This is a genomic window from Streptomyces capparidis (assembly GCF_054782095.1).
The window spans coordinates 26,937-42,419 of record NZ_BAAGTD010000007.1 but is presented as its reverse complement, the minus strand read 5'-3'; the positions used below and the strand labels follow the sequence as shown (position 1 = coordinate 42,419).

Below are 15,483 nucleotides of genomic sequence, written 5' to 3'. Positions count from 1 at the left end.
GGGACGGGAACTGTTCGCCGTCCGACCCCTTGACGCCCCTGGCGGGGGCGGATAGCTTCCCCAATGAAACGATTCACTCATAGGGTTCCACCGCGCTGATCAGTACCGATCGACCACGGACCAGCCGCTGATCACCGCACCGCGCACCGCCCGGCGCACCCCGTCCCAAGCACGACGAAGCAACCGACCGGCCCGGAGCCCGGGGCCCGGACACCCAGAGGTGGCCATGTCTGACCTGTCGGCCGCGAAGGCCGCGCTGAAGTCCCAGCGGATCGAGACCCCGTCGTGGGCGTACGGCAACTCCGGGACCCGGTTCAAGGTCTTCGCCCAGGAAGGCGTGCCCCGCACCCCCCAGGAGAAGCTGGACGACGCCGCGAAGGTGCAGGAGTTCACCGGCGTCGCCCCGTCCGTCGCCCTGCACATCCCGTGGGACCGGGTGGACGACTACGCCGCGCTGGCCGCCCACGCCAAGGAGCGGGGCGTGGCCATCGGCGCGATCAACTCCAACGTCTTCCAGGACGACGACTACAAGCTGGGCAGCGTCTGCCACCCGGACGCCAAGGTCCGCCGCAAGGCGCTGGACCACCTGCTGGAGTGCGTCGACATCATGGACGCCACCGGCTCGCGCGATCTGAAGCTGTGGTTCTCCGACGGCACGAACTACCCCGGCCAGGACGACATCGCCGCCCGCCAGGACCGGCTCGCCGGCGCCCTGGCGGAGGTGTACTCCCGGCTCGGGGACGGGCAGCGGATGCTGCTGGAGTACAAGCTGTTCGAGCCCGCCTTCTACACGATGGACGTGCCGGACTGGGGCACCGCCTACGCGCACTGCCTCAAACTCGGCCCGCGGGCGCAGGTCGTGGTGGACACCGGCCACCACGCGCCCGGCACCAACATCGAGTTCATCGTCGCCCTGCTGCTGCGGGAGGGCAGGCTCGGCGGTTTCGACTTCAACTCCCGGTTCTACGCCGACGACGACCTGATGGTCGGCGCGGCCGACCCGTTCCAGTTGTTCCGGATCATGCACGAGGTGGTCCGCGGCGGGGGCCTGGGCCCGGGCGTGGCGTTCATGCTCGACCAGTGCCACAACATCGAGCCGAAGATCCCCGCGATCATCCGCTCGGTGATGAACGTCCAGGAGGCCACCGCCAAGGCGCTGCTGGTGGACGCCGACGCGCTGCGCGTCGCCCAGCGCGACGGCGACGTGCTCGGGGCCAACGCGGTGCTGATGGACGCGTACAACACCGATGTGCGCCCGCTGCTCGCCGAGGTGCGCGAGGAGATGGGCCTGGACCCGGACCCGATCGCGGCCTACCGGCGCTGCGGCTGGGCCGAGCGGATCGTCGCCGAGCGGGTCGGCGGGCAGCAGGCGGGCTGGGGCGCGTAGCCGCGACCCGGCACGGCGCCCCGTCCCCTCCGCACCACCCCGTCGTCCCCGCACCCCGTCGTCCCCGCACCCCGAGGTCACGCACACACCGAAGGACGAGACAGCCACCATGACCACCGCCTCCCACCCCGAGGTCGCCGCCCTGCTGGAGCGCGCCCACCGCCTGGGCTCCGACCCGCGCAACACCAACTACGCGGGCGGCAACGCCTCGGCGAAGGGCACCGCCACCGACCCCGTCACCGGCACCGACGTCGAGCTGATGTGGGTCAAGGGCTCCGGCGGCGACCTGGGCACCCTCACCGAGGCCGGGCTCGCCGTGCTGCGCCTGGACCGGCTGCGCGCCCTGGCCGGCGTCTACCCCGGCGTCGAGCGCGAGGACGAGATGGTCGCCGCGTTCGACTACTGCCTGCACGGCAAGGGCGGCGCCGCCCCCTCCATCGACACCGCCATGCACGGCCTGGTGGACGCCGCCCACGTCGACCACCTGCATCCCGACTCCGGCATCGCGCTGGCCTGCGCCGCCGACGGCGAGGCGCTGACCAAGGAGTGCTTCGGCGACCGCGTCGCCTGGGTGCCCTGGCGCCGCCCCGGCTTCCAGTTGGGCCTGGACATCGCCGCGATCAAGGAGGCGAACCCGCGGGCCGTCGGCGTCGTCCTCGGCGGGCACGGCATCACCGCCTGGGGCACCACCTCCGCCGAGTGCGAGCGCAACGCCCTGTGGATGATCCGCACCGCGGAGGCCTTCCTGGCCGAGCGCGGCAGGCCCGAGCCGTTCGGGCCCGTCCTGCCCGGCCACGAGCCGCTGCCGCGGGCCGAGCGCCGCGAGCGCGCCGCCGCCCTGGCGCCCGTCATCCGCGGCCTGGCCTCCACCGACCGCCCCCAGGTCGGCCACTACACCGACACCGACCCCGTCCTGGAGTTCTGCTCCCGCGCCGAGCACCCCCGCCTGGCCGCGCTCGGCACCTCCTGCCCCGACCACTTCCTGCGCACCAAGGTCCGTCCGCTGGTCGTGGACCTGCCCGCGACCGCCCCGCTCGAGGACGTCGTCGCCCGGCTGAAGGAGCTGCACGCCGAGTACCGCGAGTACTACGCCGCCTACTACCGGCGGCACGCCGACCCCGACTCGCCCCCCATGCGCGGCGCCGACCCGGCCATCGTGCTGGTGCCCGGCGTCGGCATGTTCTCCTTCGGCAAGGACAAGCAGACCGCGCGGGTGGCCGGCGAGTTCTACCTCAACGCGATCAACGTGATGCGCGGCGCCGAGGCCGTCTCCCGCTACACGCCCATCGAGGAGTCGGAGAAGTTCCGCATCGAGTACTGGGCGCTGGAGGAGGCCAAGCTCCAGCGGATGCCGAAGCCCAAGCCGCTGGCCACCCGCGTCGCGCTGGTCACCGGCGCCGCGTCCGGCATCGGCAGGGCCATCGCGCGCCGGCTGGCCGCCGAGGGTGCCTGCGTGGTCGTCGCCGACATCAACGCGGAGAACGCGGCGGCCGTCGCCGAGGAGATCGGCGGGAGCGACAAGGCCGTCGCGGTGACGGTGGACGTCACCAGCGAGGAGCAGATCACCGAGGCGTTCAGGGCCGCCGCCCTCGCCTTCGGCGGAGTGGACCTGGTGGTCAACAACGCCGGGATCTCCATCTCCAAGCCCCTGCTGGAGACCACCGCCAAGGACTGGGACCTCCAGCACGGCATCATGCCCCGCGGCTCCTTCCTGGTCTCCCGGGAAGCCGCGCGGATCATGAAGCAGCAGGGCATGGGCGGCGACATCGTCTACATCGCCTCCAAGAACGGCGTCTTCGCCGGCCCCAACAACATCGCCTACGGCGCCGCCAAGGCCGACCAGGCCCACCAGGTCCGCCTGCTCGCCGCCGAGCTCGGCGAGCACGGCATCCGCGTCAACGGCGTCAACCCCGACGGCGTGGTCCGCGGCTCCGGGATCTTCGCCGGCGGCTGGGGCGCCCAGCGCGCCGCCGTCTACGGGGTGGAGGAGGCCAAGCTCGGCGAGTACTACGCCCAGCGCACCCTCCTCAAGCGGGAGGTGCTGCCCGAGCACGTCGCGAACGCCGTCTTCGCCCTCACCGCCGGCGACCTGACCCACACCACCGGCCTGCACATCCCCGTGGACGCGGGCGTCGCGGCCGCCTTCCTGCGCTGACGGGACGGCGATGGCGAACCCACCCCGCACCGCCGTGTCCGCCGCCGCGTCCTTCGCGGCGGCGGACCTCGGCGCCACCAGCGGCCGCGTCATCGTCGGCCGCGTCGCCCCGGCGGCGCCCGGCGCCCCCGGCACCCTGGAGCTCACCGAGGTCCACCGCTTCCCCAACACCCCCGTCCGCCTGCCCTCCGGCCTGCACTGGGACATCCTGTCCCTGTACCAGGGCGTCCTGGACGGCCTGCGGGCCGCCGCCCGCGCCGGGGGCGTCGCCTCCGCCGGCGTGGACAGTTGGGCCGTGGACTACGGCCTGCTCGACGCGGACGGCGCCCTGCTCGGCAACCCCCACCACTACCGCGACCCGCGCAACGGCGACGCGGCCGGGCCCGTGCACGCCGTGGTGCCCCCGCGGGAGCTGTACGCCGTCACCGGGCTCCAGCACCTGCCGTTCAACACCGTCTTCCAGCTCGCCGCCGAACGCCGCGGCACCCGCCTGGCCGCGGCCCGCACCCTGCTGCTCATCCCCGACCTGCTCGTCCACTGGCTGACCGGCAGCGTCGGCGCCGAGTCCACCAACGCCTCCACCACCGGACTGTTCGACGCCCGCACCGGCACCTGGTCCACGGCGCTGCTCGCCCGCCTCGGCCTGGACCCCGCCCTCCTCCCGCCGCTGCGCGAGCCGGGCGACCCCGCGGGCACCCTGCTCCCGCACGTCGCCGAGTACACCGGGCTGCCCGCCGGCACCCCCGTCACCACGGTGGCCTCCCACGACACGGCCTCCGCGGTCGCCGCGGTGCCCGCCACCCGGCCCGGCTTCGCCTACATCTCCTGCGGCACCTGGTCCCTGGCCGGCCTGGAGCTGGACCAGCCCGTCCTCACCGAGGAGTCCCGCGCCGCCAACTTCACCAACGAGCGCGGCATCGACGGCACCGTCCGCTACCTGCGCAACACCATGGGCATGTGGCTGGTCGAGGAGTGCCTCAGGACGTGGCGGGCCGCCGGCGCCGGCGCCGACCTGCCGTCGCTGCTGCGCGAGGCCGCGGCCTGCCGCCCGTTCGCCGCCCTCGTCGACCCGGACGCGCCCGAGTTCCTCGCCCCCGGCGACATGCCCGCCCGCATCGCCGCCTTCTGCCGCCGCACCGGGCAGCGGCCCCCCGGCACGCCCGCCGCGACGATCCGCTGCGTCCTGGAGAGCCTCGCCCTGGCGCACCGCCGCACCCTGCGCGCCGCCGCGGAGCTGGCCGGACGGGAGGTCACCCACGTGCACATCGTGGGCGGGGGCAGCCGCAACGAGTTGCTGTGCGCCCTGACCGCCGACGCCACCGGGCTGCCCGTGATCGCGGGCCCGACCGAGGCGACGGCGCTGGGCAACATCCTGGTCCAGGCCAGGGCGCACGGCCTGGCCGGCGACCTGGCGGCCATGCGGCGGCTGGTGGCGGCGACCCAGGGCCTGCGGCGGTACGAGCCGGCGGGCGACCGGGCGGCGTGGGAGGCGGCCGAGCGGCGCGTCACCGCGCACGGCGACTGACGCCGGGCCGCGCCACGCCCTCGGGGACGTCCCGCCCGCCGAGGGGAACCGGCCTGCCCGCGAGACGCGTCACTCCGTGCGAGAAACGACCTTCCGGCCACCGGGCGGGACGGGTGTCCAAGCCCTGTCGTACGGTTGTGGTGGGTCAGGAACTTGCCGAGGACATGCGATACGGGGGCCGGCGGCATGACATTGTCCGAGGAGATCGCGGCGGTACGGTCCGGGCAGGCGGACCCGGCGGCGCTGGTGGGCGAACTGCGGCGCGCCGCGGTGTTGGTGCCCGTCACCGACCGGGGCATGATGTCCGCCTGGCACGGCGGCATCCGCTGGCTGTACGCCTTCACCGACGAGGCGGCGCTGGCCCGGTTCGCGCTGTCCCGGGGCGCGGGCGGGGACGAGGAGTGGGAGTACCGCTCGGTGCTCGGCGCCCGCCTGCTGGACCAGGTGATCCCGACCCTGGACGGCCCGGTGGGCATCGCGGTGGACGTGGCCGACCCGGACGGCTCCATGGTGTTCCCGCCGGTGCGCGGCATCGTGCCGGACGAGGTCGCGGTCGACGGCCCGGACGCGGCGGTGGACGGGGAGGCCGGACGATGAGCGGCGGGGAGGACCTGGGGATCGACCCCGGGTCGCTGAAGCAGATCACCGAGGGCCTGCGGGGCGCGATCGGCGAGCTGAAGGGCGTCGCCTCCGAGACCGACGCGGTGATGGGCGCCGGTTTCCAGGAGCTGAAGCTCACCGGCATGGAAGCCGGGCACAAGGGCCTCGGCGACGACTTCGAGGACTTCTGCGAACGCTGGGAGTGGGGCGTGCGCGCCCTGATCCAGGACGCCAACGAGCTGGCGAGCCGGGTGGGCCTGTCCGCCGGGATGATGTGGGAGCAGGAGCAGTACGTCAACGGCACGCTGAAGGTGGCCGCCAACTCCCTCGCGGGCAACCCGCACCTGAGCGAGGACGAGGTGGAGAAGGCCGACTGGGGCGAGCTGTTCTCCGCCGACACCTACCGGCCGGACTACAGCGGGGAGTCCTTCCAGCGCGCCCTCGACGAGTCCCGCCAGACCTGGCAGGACACGGGCCGCACGATCACCAGCGAAGGCCGGATCGGCCGCCTCACCGACCTGACGATGGATGCCGCCGGCATCGACGAACAGACCAGGGAACAGGCCAGGGACCGCGCCTTCGGCCCCTCGCCGGAGGAGCGCGGCGGCACCTGACGCCGCACCGCGGCGGACGGCCGGGGAACGTCCGCGTGCCGCTTCCCCGGCGGCGCCGCCGCCGAGAAGTGTCACGTTCCGGTAATGCATCGATGACCGCGTTCGGACCCGGGGTGGACCCCTGCCGTACTGTGGTCGACAGGTCGGGAACACGCTGACCAGGCACAACACGGGGGCAGCCAGTATGACTTCACCAAACCGGACAACGACGGTATGCGCGGCCGGGCGGGGTGACGCCTGATGGGCTGGCTCAGCGACGTCACACCGGACTTCGTCGAGGACGCCGTCGAGGACGGTGCGGAAAAGCTCGGCGAGGGGATCGACTGGGCGGGTGACAAGGTCGCCGGCGGTCTGGACCGGGTCGGTTGGGAGAGCGGGGCCAACTGGGTCCGGGAGAAGTCGGACTCGGCGGCCAACCGGCTCGGGGCGAAGGCGGATGAGCTTCAGCTCGGTCAGACCGATGATCCGAAGAAGCTGGTCCACGGCAGTGTGGGCAAGATCCGCTCCACCGTCTCGCACCTGCGTGACTTCCAGAAGGCGTTCGACAAGGTCGGCAACGGCCTGAAGGGGATGGACTCCAGCCGCTGGAGGGGGAGGACCGCCGACGCCTTCCGGGACAAGGTGGCGGTGGAGCCGGCCAAGTGGTTCAAGGCGGCGGACGCCTTCGAGAAGGCCGCGGACGCGATGGACCGGTTCGCGGACACGGTCGAGTGGGCGCAGAAGCAGGCGCAGGAGGCGATCGACAAGTACAACGAGGCCAAGAAGGCCTCGGAGGACGCCCGCACTGCGCACAACGCGAAGGTGGACGCGTACAACGACGCGGCCGACGCGTACAACAAGGCGGCCAAGGAGGGCAAGGACCCGGGGGAGAAGCCGGTCAGGCCCGGCGAGTTCAAGGACCCGGGGGAGGCGATCGCCAAGGCCGCGCAGGAGAAGCTGGACGCGGCGCGCAGGCAGCGGGACGAGGCGGCGGAGACGGCGCGCACGGCGGTGCGCACGGCGCGGGACGCCGCGCCGGACAAGCCGTCGTACACCGAACAGCTCGCGGACGCGAAGACGAACTTCGACCTGGACGCGCTGCACTTCACCGGCGGCATCGTCAAGGGCGGGGCGGGCCTGGTGAGCTTCGCCCGCAGCGTCAACATCCTGGACCCGTACAACCTGACGCACCCGGCCGAGTACCTGACGAACCTCAACAGCACGGTCGCCGGACTCGCCGTTGCCGTGAACGACCCGGCCGGCACCGGCAAGGACATGCTCAACGCGTTCATGAAGGACCCGGCCGAGGGCCTGGGCAAGCTCGTGCCCGAACTGATCGGCACCAAGGGCCTGGGCGCGGCGCGCAAGACCGCCAGCGCCGCCCGGCACGCCCCGGACGGAGCCGGGCGCCGCACCGCCTCGGACGGCCCCGGCCAGCACAACAAGGGCGACAAGGACCGCTGCTGCGGCGGCACGGACCCGGTCGACCTGGCCACGGGCAAGATGTTCCTGACGCAGACGGACGTGGTCCTGCCGGGCGTGCTGCCGCTGGTGTTCACCCGCCGTGTGGAGTCCGGCTACCGGGCGGGGCGGTGGTTCGGCCCGTCCTGGTCCAGCACCGTGGACCAGCGGCTGGAGATCGACGCCAAGGGCGTGGTGCTGCTCACCGAGGACGGCCTGGCCCTGGCCTACCCGCACCCGGTGCCGGGCGTGCCGACGCTGCCCGAGACCGGCCCGCGCCGGCCGCTGGAGCGCACCCCCGAGGGCGACTACACCCTCACCGACCCGGACACCGGCCACACCCGGCACTTCTCCGGCCCGCCCGGCGGCGGCGACGGCGAGGCCCGCATCGACCAGATCACCGACCGCAACGGCAACTGGATCACCTTCGACCACGACCCGCACGGCGCCCCCACCGCGATCACCCACAGCGGCGGCTACCGGCTGCTCCTCACCACCGAAGACGCCCGCGTCACCGCCCTGCACCTGGCCGGCGCCGCCGACGGCGGCGGCGACGCGGAGCTGGCGCGCTACGGCTACACCGACGGCAACCTCACCGAGCTGACCGACTCCTCCGGCCTGCCGATGCGGTTCGGCTACGACGACCGCGCCCGAGTGATCCACTGGACCGACACCAACGACCGCCGCTACGACTACGCCTACGACGACCAGGACCGCTGCGTCGCCGAAGGCGGCGAGGCCGGCCACATCGCCCTGCGGATCACCTACGACACCACCGACCCCGCCACCGGCCACCGCGTCACCGCGGTCACCACCCCCGAGGGCCACACCACCCGCTACCTCGTCAACGACCTGGGCCAGGTCGTCGCCGAGATCGACCCGCTCGGCGGGGTCACCCGCACCGAGTACGACGCCCTCGACCGCCTCCTGGCCCACACCGACCCGCTGGGCAACACCACCCGCTTCCGTTACGACGACGAAGGAAATCCGGTCTCCCTGGTGCGCCCCGACGGCGCGGAGAGCACCGCGGAGTACAACGCGCTCGGCCTGCCCACCACGGTCACCGCGCCCGACGGCGGCACCTGGCACCAGGAGTACGACGAGGCGGGCAACCGCACCTCGCTCACCGACCCCACCGGGGCCACCACCCGGTACACCTACGACGACCGGGGCCGCCTCACCTCGGTCACCGACGCGCTCGGCCACACCACCACCGTCCGGTCCGACGCGGCCGGGCTGCCCGTGGCGGTGACCGACCCGCTGGGCTCGGTCACCACCTACCGCCGCGACGCCTTCGGCCGGGTCACCGAGATCACCGACCCCCTCGGCCACACCACCCGCCTGGAGTGGAACGCCCGGGGCAAGCCGCTGCGCCGCGTCCACCCGGACGGGGCGGAGGAGTCCTGGACGTACGACGGCGAGGGCAACTGCACCTCGTACACCGACCCGGTCGGCGCCGTCACCCGCTGCGAGTACACCCACTTCGACCTGCTGGCCGCCCGCACCGGCCCGGACGGGGTGCGCCACACGTTCGAGCACGACGCGCGGCTGCGCCTCACCCGGGTCACCAACCCGCTGGGCCTCACCTGGGAGTACACCTACGACGCCGCGGGCCGGCTGACCCGGGAGACCGACTTCGACGGACGCACCCTCACCTACACCCACGACGCGGCGGGCCGCCTGGCCACCCGCACCAACGGCCTCGGGCAGACGGTCGCCTACACCCGCGACGCCATGGGCCGCACCGTCGCCAAGGAAGCCGGCGGCCGCACCACCACCTACACCTACGGGCCCGCGGGCGACCTGACGCAGGCCGCCTGCCCCGACGCGGAACTGCTCTACCGGCGCGACCGCCTGGGCCGGGTGAAGTCCGAGACCTGCAACGGCCGCACCCTGACGTTCTCCTACGACGCCCTGGGCCGCCGCACCCGCCGCATCACCCCCATGGGCTCGGTCAGCGACTTCCGCTACGACGCGGCCGGCGGGCGCGCCGAGCTCACCGCCTCGGGCCGCACCTTCCGCTTCGAACGCGACCCGCTGGGCCGGGAGACCGCCCGCCGGCTCGGCGGCGGGCTCACCCTCACCCACACCTGGGACCGGGCGGGCCGCCTGACCGGCCAGTCGCTGACCGCGCCCACCGGCCTGGTCCAGCGCCGCTCCTACACCTACCGCCCCGACGGCCACCTGGTCGCCCTGGACGACCACCTCTCCGGCCGCCGCACCTTCGACCTCGACGCGACGGGCCGCGTCACCGCCGTGCACGCCCAGGACTGGACCGAGCGCTACGCCTACGACGAGGCCGGCAACCAGACCCTGGCCGAATGGCCCGCCCACCACCCCGGGCAGGACGCCACCGGGCCGCGCAGCTACACCGGCACCCGCATCACCCGCGCCGGGAACGTCCACTACGAGCACGACGCCCAGGGCCGCATCGTGCTGCGCCGCCGCACCCGCCTGTCGAGGAAGCCCGACACCTGGCGCTACACCTGGGACGCCGAGGACCGCCTCACCGACCTCGTCACCCCCGACGGCACCCGCTGGCACTACCTGTACGACCCGCTGGGCCGCCGCATCGCCAAGCAGCGCCTCGCCGCCGACGGCACCGTCGCCGAGCAGGTGGACTTCGCCTGGGACGGCGCCACCCTCGCCGAGCAGACCACCACCGGCGGCGCGGCCCCCAACCCCGTCACGCTCACCTGGGACCACGACGGCCTCCAGCCCGTCGCCCAGACCGAGCGGATCACCGACGCCACCAGCCAGCGCGAGATCGACCAGCGCTTCTTCGCCATCGTCACCGACCTGGCCGGCGCCCCCAGGGAACTGGTGGACGAGTCCGGGGCCGTCGCCTGGCGCACCCGCGGCACCCTGTGGGGCGGCGTCACCTGGCAGCGCAGCGCCACCGCCCACACACCGCTGCGCTTCCCCGGCCAGTACCACGACCCGGAGTCCGGCCTCCACTACAACGTCCACCGCTACTACGACCCCGAGACCGCCCGCTACGTCAGCCCCGACCCGCTGGGCCTGCATCCCGGCCCCAACCACCGCGCCTACGTGGGCAACCCGCACGCCGAGATCGACCCGCTGGGCCTGATGGGCAAGAAGTGCAAGCCCCGGGTCTCCCCGGTGGCCCCGGACTGGGCGACCAAGGGCGCGCACGTCCACATCGGCAAGGACGAGGTCCGCATCTCCGTCGACAAGGACGGCAACGTCGTCGGGGAACCGATCCGGCTCTCCCACGGCTGGGCCTCCGACAAGAGCGTCAGAGAGGCGGTGGACGCGGTGAACAACGATCCCAAGCTCCGCGCCGACCTGCTGGAGAAGGCCAAGTCCGCCAAGGAGCACATGGACGACCACAACTGGGGCAACAAGCAGAACCGCTCCGAGGAGATGCAACGCCTCATCGACCATCTGAAGGACGACTGATCCATGGACACCGAGCGGACACCGGGCCGGTGAGCGAGACTGGGCACGTGAACGAGCACGAGCGGGCGGACGGCGAACGGGCCGGCGGCGCGGCCTTCCTGGCGGGCGTGGTCGCCACCGGCCGGATCCACGGCGTGGGCATCGGATCCTCCCTGGAGGAGGTCGCCCGCGCGCTGCCGGCGGACTACGTGGACGTCGCCGACGCCGAGGACAGCCTCCGGCGCGACTTCGGCTTCGTCGAGCTGTACCTCTCCGGCGGCCCCGCCTGGACCGTCACCGGCGGGTCGGTCGAACTGCACCGGCTGGCCGGGGACGACTCCGGCATGGCGGAGGCGTGGCGGCGGGCGACGGGCGTGGCGTTCCCCGGGTACTGCTCCTGGGCGGAGCTGCGCGAGGAGCTGTCCTCCCGCGCGGACGCCCCCGCCCTCGAACCGCACCGCCAGGGCGGGTACCGGGAGTTCCGGGCGCCGCGGACGAAGGTGACGGTGCTGGTGGTGGACGACGAGGACGAGGACCGCGAGGACGGCTGGCCGGGCCACGGGGACGTGTGGAGCGTGAGCCTTGGCTGACCCGGCCCGGGGCGGCCGGTGAGCCCGCCCTGGACCGGGCTGCTCAGGAACCCGCAGGTGCTGCGGGAGCTGTACGCCGAGCTTCCGCCGCTCGTGTCCGTCCCCGTGCGCTCGTTCACCCTGAGCAGGTACGGCCCCACCCTCACCCTGCGGCTCGACCTGCCCGTGCCCGCGGGCGGGTCGCTGCCGCCGTGGACGGGCGGCGACGCCGGGCGCGTCCAGTGCCACCTGTGCTTCCTTGCCGTGGACGACCTGCGGCTGAGCAGGTGGGACCCGCCCGCGGCGGCGGACGTGACCCTGGCCGCCCGGCCGTCGCGCCGGGTGCGCGCGCGGGTCGCGGGCCCCGGCGTCGAGCTGGCGTTCACCGCGAGCGACTCCCTCACCGTCGCGCACGTCAGCGTCTTCCGGCCCGGCGCCGACGGCACGGACCAGGTTCCCCACCGGTTCGCGAGCCCGCTGGACCGCAAGCTTTTCGGCACCGTCCCCGACGTCTGCGAGAAGACCTTCCATGGCCACGACTGACTGGTTCCGGCTGCTGGAGGACCCCGCGGAGGCCGTGGCGCTGTTCGGTTCTGCACCGGACCTGTCCGGCTGCGACCTGTTCCGCCTGCACGTGGACGAGCGGGGCACCGCCGCCGCCCTGGGCTTCCGGCGCCGGGGCCTGCCGGAGCGGCCGCCGCGGGACTGGGCGGAGCGCCGGCTGAACGCCATCGAGTTCCACCTGGTCTTCACCGGCGTCACGGAGCTGGCGATCGACGGCTGGACCACCGCCCCCGCCCGGACCGCCCTCACCCCCGGCGGCAGCGGCGGGATCGGCGTGCGGCTCACGGCGGCGGGCGGCTCCGTCCGCTTCCGCGCCGCCGCCATGGCCCTGCGCCGCCCCCGCGCCTTCCTGGCCGGTGAAAGCCCCTGACCGCCGGCGCTCCCCACCGCCGGCAGCGGGTCCTCGGGCCGGGGACCGGGGCGGCCTCAGAGCCGTTGCAGTCCGTGCATCACCGCCTCCAGCAGCGCCACGTCGGGCGGCGACGCCGCGGGCACCGGCGCCCGGGCCTCCAGCAGCCCCTCGGCCAGCATGTCCGCCAGCAGCACGGCCACCGCGCCGACCGGCATGGCCAGATGGGCGGAGACCTCGGCGACCGCCAGGGGGCGGGCGCAGATCCCCAGGACACAGGCGTACTCGGGCGGGGTGCCGGGCTCGGGCTCCGACGCGGCCACCACCAGGGTGACCGGGTCCGGCGGGGGCTGCCCGGCGGACGGCGCGCCGCGCTCGTCCTCCACGGCGTACATCCGGTCCGGGCTCTCCTCCTCCCACGGCGCGGGGCCGCCCGCTCCGGGGTCGGCGCCCTCGCGGAACGGGCCCCGCGGGGCGCGGGACGCCGGGTGCCCCGCGCCCCAAGGACCGGGCGCCCCCGGGCGCGCCCCCGCGCCGTGCAACTGCCCGGCGGGCGGGCGGCCACCGGAAGGCGGCGGGGGCAGCGGACGCCCCCGCCGGACGCGTCCGGCGAGCCCCTCCCCGTGCGGCCGGTTCACCCGGCCGCCCCGTCGGCCCGCGGCGGGCTGGACAGGTGGGTGCTGAGCCGGGCCACCAGGTCCCGCATGCAGTGCCCCACCACATGGGCGTCCACGCCGTCCTCGGCGAGCACCGCCAGATACGCGCCGGGTCCGGCCGCCATCAGGTAGAAGAAGCCGCCGTCCAGCTCGATGACCACCATCCGCATCCGGCCGTCGCTGTCCGGCAGCTCGGCGGCGACCGCGGTGGACAGGCTCTGGAGGCCCGCGCAGGCGGCGGCGAGGCGGTCGGCGACGTCGATGTCGCCGCCCCACTGGGCGATCCGCAGGCCGTCCGCGGACAGCACCACCACGTGGCGCGCCTCCGGGACGCCGCGCGCCAGGTCGTTGAGCATCCAGTCCAGGTTCTGCCGCCGCTGCGTCACTTCTCGTCCCTCTTGTCCGCCGGGCCGTGGTCGGTGCTGTCGGGCGTGCCGCCGGGCGGGCCGTCCGGCGACCCGCCGCCGCCGGCTCCCGGTCCCGCCGAGCCGCCGCCGACGGCGTCGTAGAAGGCGCCCAGCCACACACCGGGCGCCCCGGAGCCGCCCTCCCGCGCGCCCGCGCCGAAGTCCGCGCCGAAAACCGCGCCGGGCGCGCCGCCGCCCTCCCCGCCGGGCGCCCGCCGGGTGGCCTCCCAGGAGGGGCTGCCCGGCAGGCCGTCGTCCAGGACGCCCTCCACGTCGTACGGCAGGGGCTCCGCCCCGGCCCGCTGCTCCCCCTCCCGCCCGGCGAGCCCCGCCTCCTCGGCCGGGGCGGCCGTCGCCGCCCCGGCGCGGCGGGAGGCCGCCACGCGCTCGGCGGAGGACGGGGAGCGGCGCCTGCGCCGCGGCAGGCCGTCGGCGTCGCGCTCCACCACGATGTCGCTGTCGGACCCGTCGTGGAACAGGGCGGGCATCGGGGGCAGCCGCGACGGGGAGCGCGTCTCCCCGGCCCGCCGCACCACCTGCGACACCGTCAGCCCCGACACCAGTCGCGGCGGCGCGTGCCCCTCGGCGATGACGTCCTCGGGCACCACCACCACCGCCCGCACCCCGCCGTACGCGGAGGCGCGCAGGGAGATCCGGAAGCCGTGCCGCCGGGCGAGCCTGGCCACCACGGACAGGCCCAGGCGCGGGGACTCGCCCATGGCGGTGAGGTCCCTGCCGGTGGCGGACCCGTCCAGCAGGGCGCCGATGCGCCTGCGGTCGTCGTCGTCGAGCCCGGCCCCGCCGTCCTCGATCTCGATGGCCACGCCGGACCGCACCTCGGACGCGGTCAGGTGCACCCGGGCCTGCGGCGGCGAGTAGCGGGTGGCGTTGTCCAGCAGCTCGGCCACCGCGTGGATGACCGGCTCCACCGAGGGGCCCTTCACCGCGACCTCCGGCACCGAGTGCAGGGTGACCCGCCGGTACTCGAGGATCCGGGACTTCGCCCCGCGCAGCACGTTGTACAGCGGGACGTCGCGGGTCCACCGGCGGCCCGGCCGGTCGCCGCCGAGCACGGCGATGCCGTCCGCGAGCCGCCCCACCAGCGCGTTGCCGTGGTCCAGGTGCAGCAGGTCGTCGAAGAACCCCTGCTCGAACCCGTGCCGGTACTCCATGTCCCGCAGGTCGCGGGCCTGCTGGTGGACGATGGACTGCACCCGCCGGATCATGCTCACCACCGCGCGCCGCGAGGCGTCCCGCAGCTCCGCCTCCTCGGCGAGGTGCTCCACCGCCGCCTTCAGCACCGCCACATGGCCGGGGCCGAACGCCTCGTGCCGCCGCGCCTCGCGCAGCACGTCCCGGAGCACCCGCCGGGAGCAGTCGCCGCGCCGTAGCCGGTCGGCGGCCCCGGGCAGCAGGTCCCGGGCGATCCTGGTCAGCTCCGCGTCGTGGGCGGCCAGGCGGTCCGTCAGGGCGGCCTCGCGCAGGGTGTGCTCGCGGCGCAGCTCCGCCACCGCGCGGTCCCGGCCGGCGGTGGCGCGGGCGGCCACGCCGACCGCGAGCACCGCCACCGCGCCGAGGACCGCGACGGGGCCGCGCGCCGCCTCGCCCACGGCGGCCACCGCCACGGCGGCGGACAGGGCCGCGGTGAGGGGCGGCAGCGCCCATATGGCGGCGGGTGCGGACGCGCGGTCCGCGGGGGGTGATCCAGGACGGGCCATCGGCTTCCTCTGAACAGTTGTCGCGGGGGCGGGCCGGGGGCGGGGGACGCGGGTGGGGCGTGGGGAGGCGGGGTCAGGCGGGGGGGGCGGCGGGGGG

At 74.8% G+C, this 15,483-nt stretch carries 12 protein-coding genes; 9 read left to right on the top strand and 3 right to left on the bottom strand.

The annotated features are described in order from the left end of the window. The first annotated feature begins 226 nt into the window (after positions 1–226). The 9 genes from rhaI to ACYVO2_RS08230 all read left to right on the top strand — a co-directional run bounded on the left by rhaI (position 227) and on the right by ACYVO2_RS08230 (position 12,626). Entirely contained in the window at positions 227–1,387 is a 1,161-nt protein-coding gene (gene rhaI, locus ACYVO2_RS08270; RefSeq protein WP_461006967.1) for an L-rhamnose isomerase, read from the top strand. 109 nt (positions 1,388–1,496) lie between these two features. Further along, positions 1,497–3,542 (top strand): bifunctional aldolase/short-chain dehydrogenase, encoded by a 2,046-nt coding sequence (locus ACYVO2_RS08265; RefSeq protein ID WP_461006966.1) that lies wholly within the window; start codon positions 1,497–1,499, stop codon positions 3,540–3,542. Positions 3,543–3,552: 10 nt separating this feature from the next. After that, positions 3,553–5,067, top strand: coding sequence for a rhamnulokinase (locus ACYVO2_RS08260; protein ID WP_461006965.1), 1,515 nt, complete (start codon positions 3,553–3,555; stop codon positions 5,065–5,067). A 186-nt stretch (positions 5,068–5,253) separates the two neighbouring features. Continuing rightward, positions 5,254–5,664 (top strand): SseB family protein, encoded by a 411-nt coding sequence (locus ACYVO2_RS08255; RefSeq protein WP_461006964.1) that lies wholly within the window; start codon positions 5,254–5,256, stop codon positions 5,662–5,664. Next, entirely contained in the window at positions 5,661–6,281 is a 621-nt protein-coding gene (locus ACYVO2_RS08250; RefSeq protein ID WP_461006963.1) for a hypothetical protein, read from the top strand. Before ACYVO2_RS08255 ends, ACYVO2_RS08250 begins: the two co-directional genes overlap by 4 nt. 240 nt (positions 6,282–6,521) lie before the next feature. Beyond that, a complete protein-coding gene (locus ACYVO2_RS08245; protein ID WP_461006962.1) occupies positions 6,522–11,144 on the top strand; it encodes a putative T7SS-secreted protein in 4,623 nt (1,540 codons plus the stop codon). A gap of 47 nt (positions 11,145–11,191) precedes the next feature. Further along, on the top strand, positions 11,192–11,713 hold the full coding sequence (locus ACYVO2_RS08240; RefSeq protein ID WP_461006961.1) for a hypothetical protein: 522 nt from the start codon (positions 11,192–11,194) through the stop codon (positions 11,711–11,713). Between the two features lie 18 nt (positions 11,714–11,731). Further along, positions 11,732–12,235, top strand: coding sequence for an Imm50 family immunity protein (locus ACYVO2_RS08235; RefSeq protein WP_461006960.1), 504 nt, complete (start codon positions 11,732–11,734; stop codon positions 12,233–12,235). Continuing rightward, positions 12,222–12,626 carry an Imm50 family immunity protein gene (locus ACYVO2_RS08230; RefSeq protein WP_461006959.1) on the top strand — a complete coding sequence of 135 codons (405 nt, stop codon included), beginning with the start codon at positions 12,222–12,224 and terminating at the stop codon, positions 12,624–12,626. The genes ACYVO2_RS08235 and ACYVO2_RS08230 overlap by 14 nt, the downstream gene beginning before the upstream one ends. 56 nt (positions 12,627–12,682) lie before the next feature. On the opposite strand, the gene ACYVO2_RS08225 is transcribed toward ACYVO2_RS08230, so the two are convergent. Genes ACYVO2_RS08225 through ACYVO2_RS08215 form a run of 3 tightly spaced genes read right to left on the bottom strand, consistent with a single transcriptional unit; the run spans position 12,683 to position 15,386 of the window. Then, positions 12,683–13,243, bottom strand: a complete 561-nt coding sequence (locus ACYVO2_RS08225; RefSeq protein ID WP_461006958.1) for a DUF742 domain-containing protein — start codon at positions 13,241–13,243, stop codon at positions 12,683–12,685. Next, positions 13,240–13,617, bottom strand: a complete 378-nt coding sequence (locus ACYVO2_RS08220) for a roadblock/LC7 domain-containing protein (RefSeq protein WP_461007086.1) — start codon at positions 13,615–13,617, stop codon at positions 13,240–13,242. The genes ACYVO2_RS08225 and ACYVO2_RS08220 overlap by 4 nt, the downstream gene beginning before the upstream one ends. A 26-nt stretch (positions 13,618–13,643) precedes the next feature. Then, positions 13,644–15,386 carry an ATP-binding protein gene (locus tag ACYVO2_RS08215; RefSeq protein WP_461006957.1) on the bottom strand — a complete coding sequence of 581 codons (1,743 nt, stop codon included), beginning with the start codon at positions 15,384–15,386 and terminating at the stop codon, positions 13,644–13,646. Positions 15,387–15,483 lie beyond the last annotated feature (97 nt).

Coding starts and splice junctions, on each gene's coding strand:
- ACYVO2_RS08260 (WP_461006965.1), top strand. CDS start 3,553: ATGGCGAACCCACCCCGCACCGCCGTGTCCGCCGCCGCGTCCTTCGCG.
- ACYVO2_RS08245 (WP_461006962.1), top strand. CDS start 6,522: ATGGGCTGGCTCAGCGACGTCACACCGGACTTCGTCGAGGACGCCGTC.
- ACYVO2_RS08250 (WP_461006963.1), top strand. CDS start 5,661: ATGAGCGGCGGGGAGGACCTGGGGATCGACCCCGGGTCGCTGAAGCAG.
- ACYVO2_RS08255 (WP_461006964.1), top strand. CDS start 5,254: ATGACATTGTCCGAGGAGATCGCGGCGGTACGGTCCGGGCAGGCGGAC.
- rhaI (WP_461006967.1), top strand. CDS start 227: ATGTCTGACCTGTCGGCCGCGAAGGCCGCGCTGAAGTCCCAGCGGATC.
- ACYVO2_RS08215 (WP_461006957.1), bottom strand. CDS start 15,386: ATGGCCCGTCCTGGATCACCCCCCGCGGACCGCGCGTCCGCACCCGCC.
- ACYVO2_RS08265 (WP_461006966.1), top strand. CDS start 1,497: ATGACCACCGCCTCCCACCCCGAGGTCGCCGCCCTGCTGGAGCGCGCC.
- ACYVO2_RS08220 (WP_461007086.1), bottom strand. CDS start 13,617: ATGCTCAACGACCTGGCGCGCGGCGTCCCGGAGGCGCGCCACGTGGTG.
- ACYVO2_RS08230 (WP_461006959.1), top strand. CDS start 12,222: ATGGCCACGACTGACTGGTTCCGGCTGCTGGAGGACCCCGCGGAGGCC.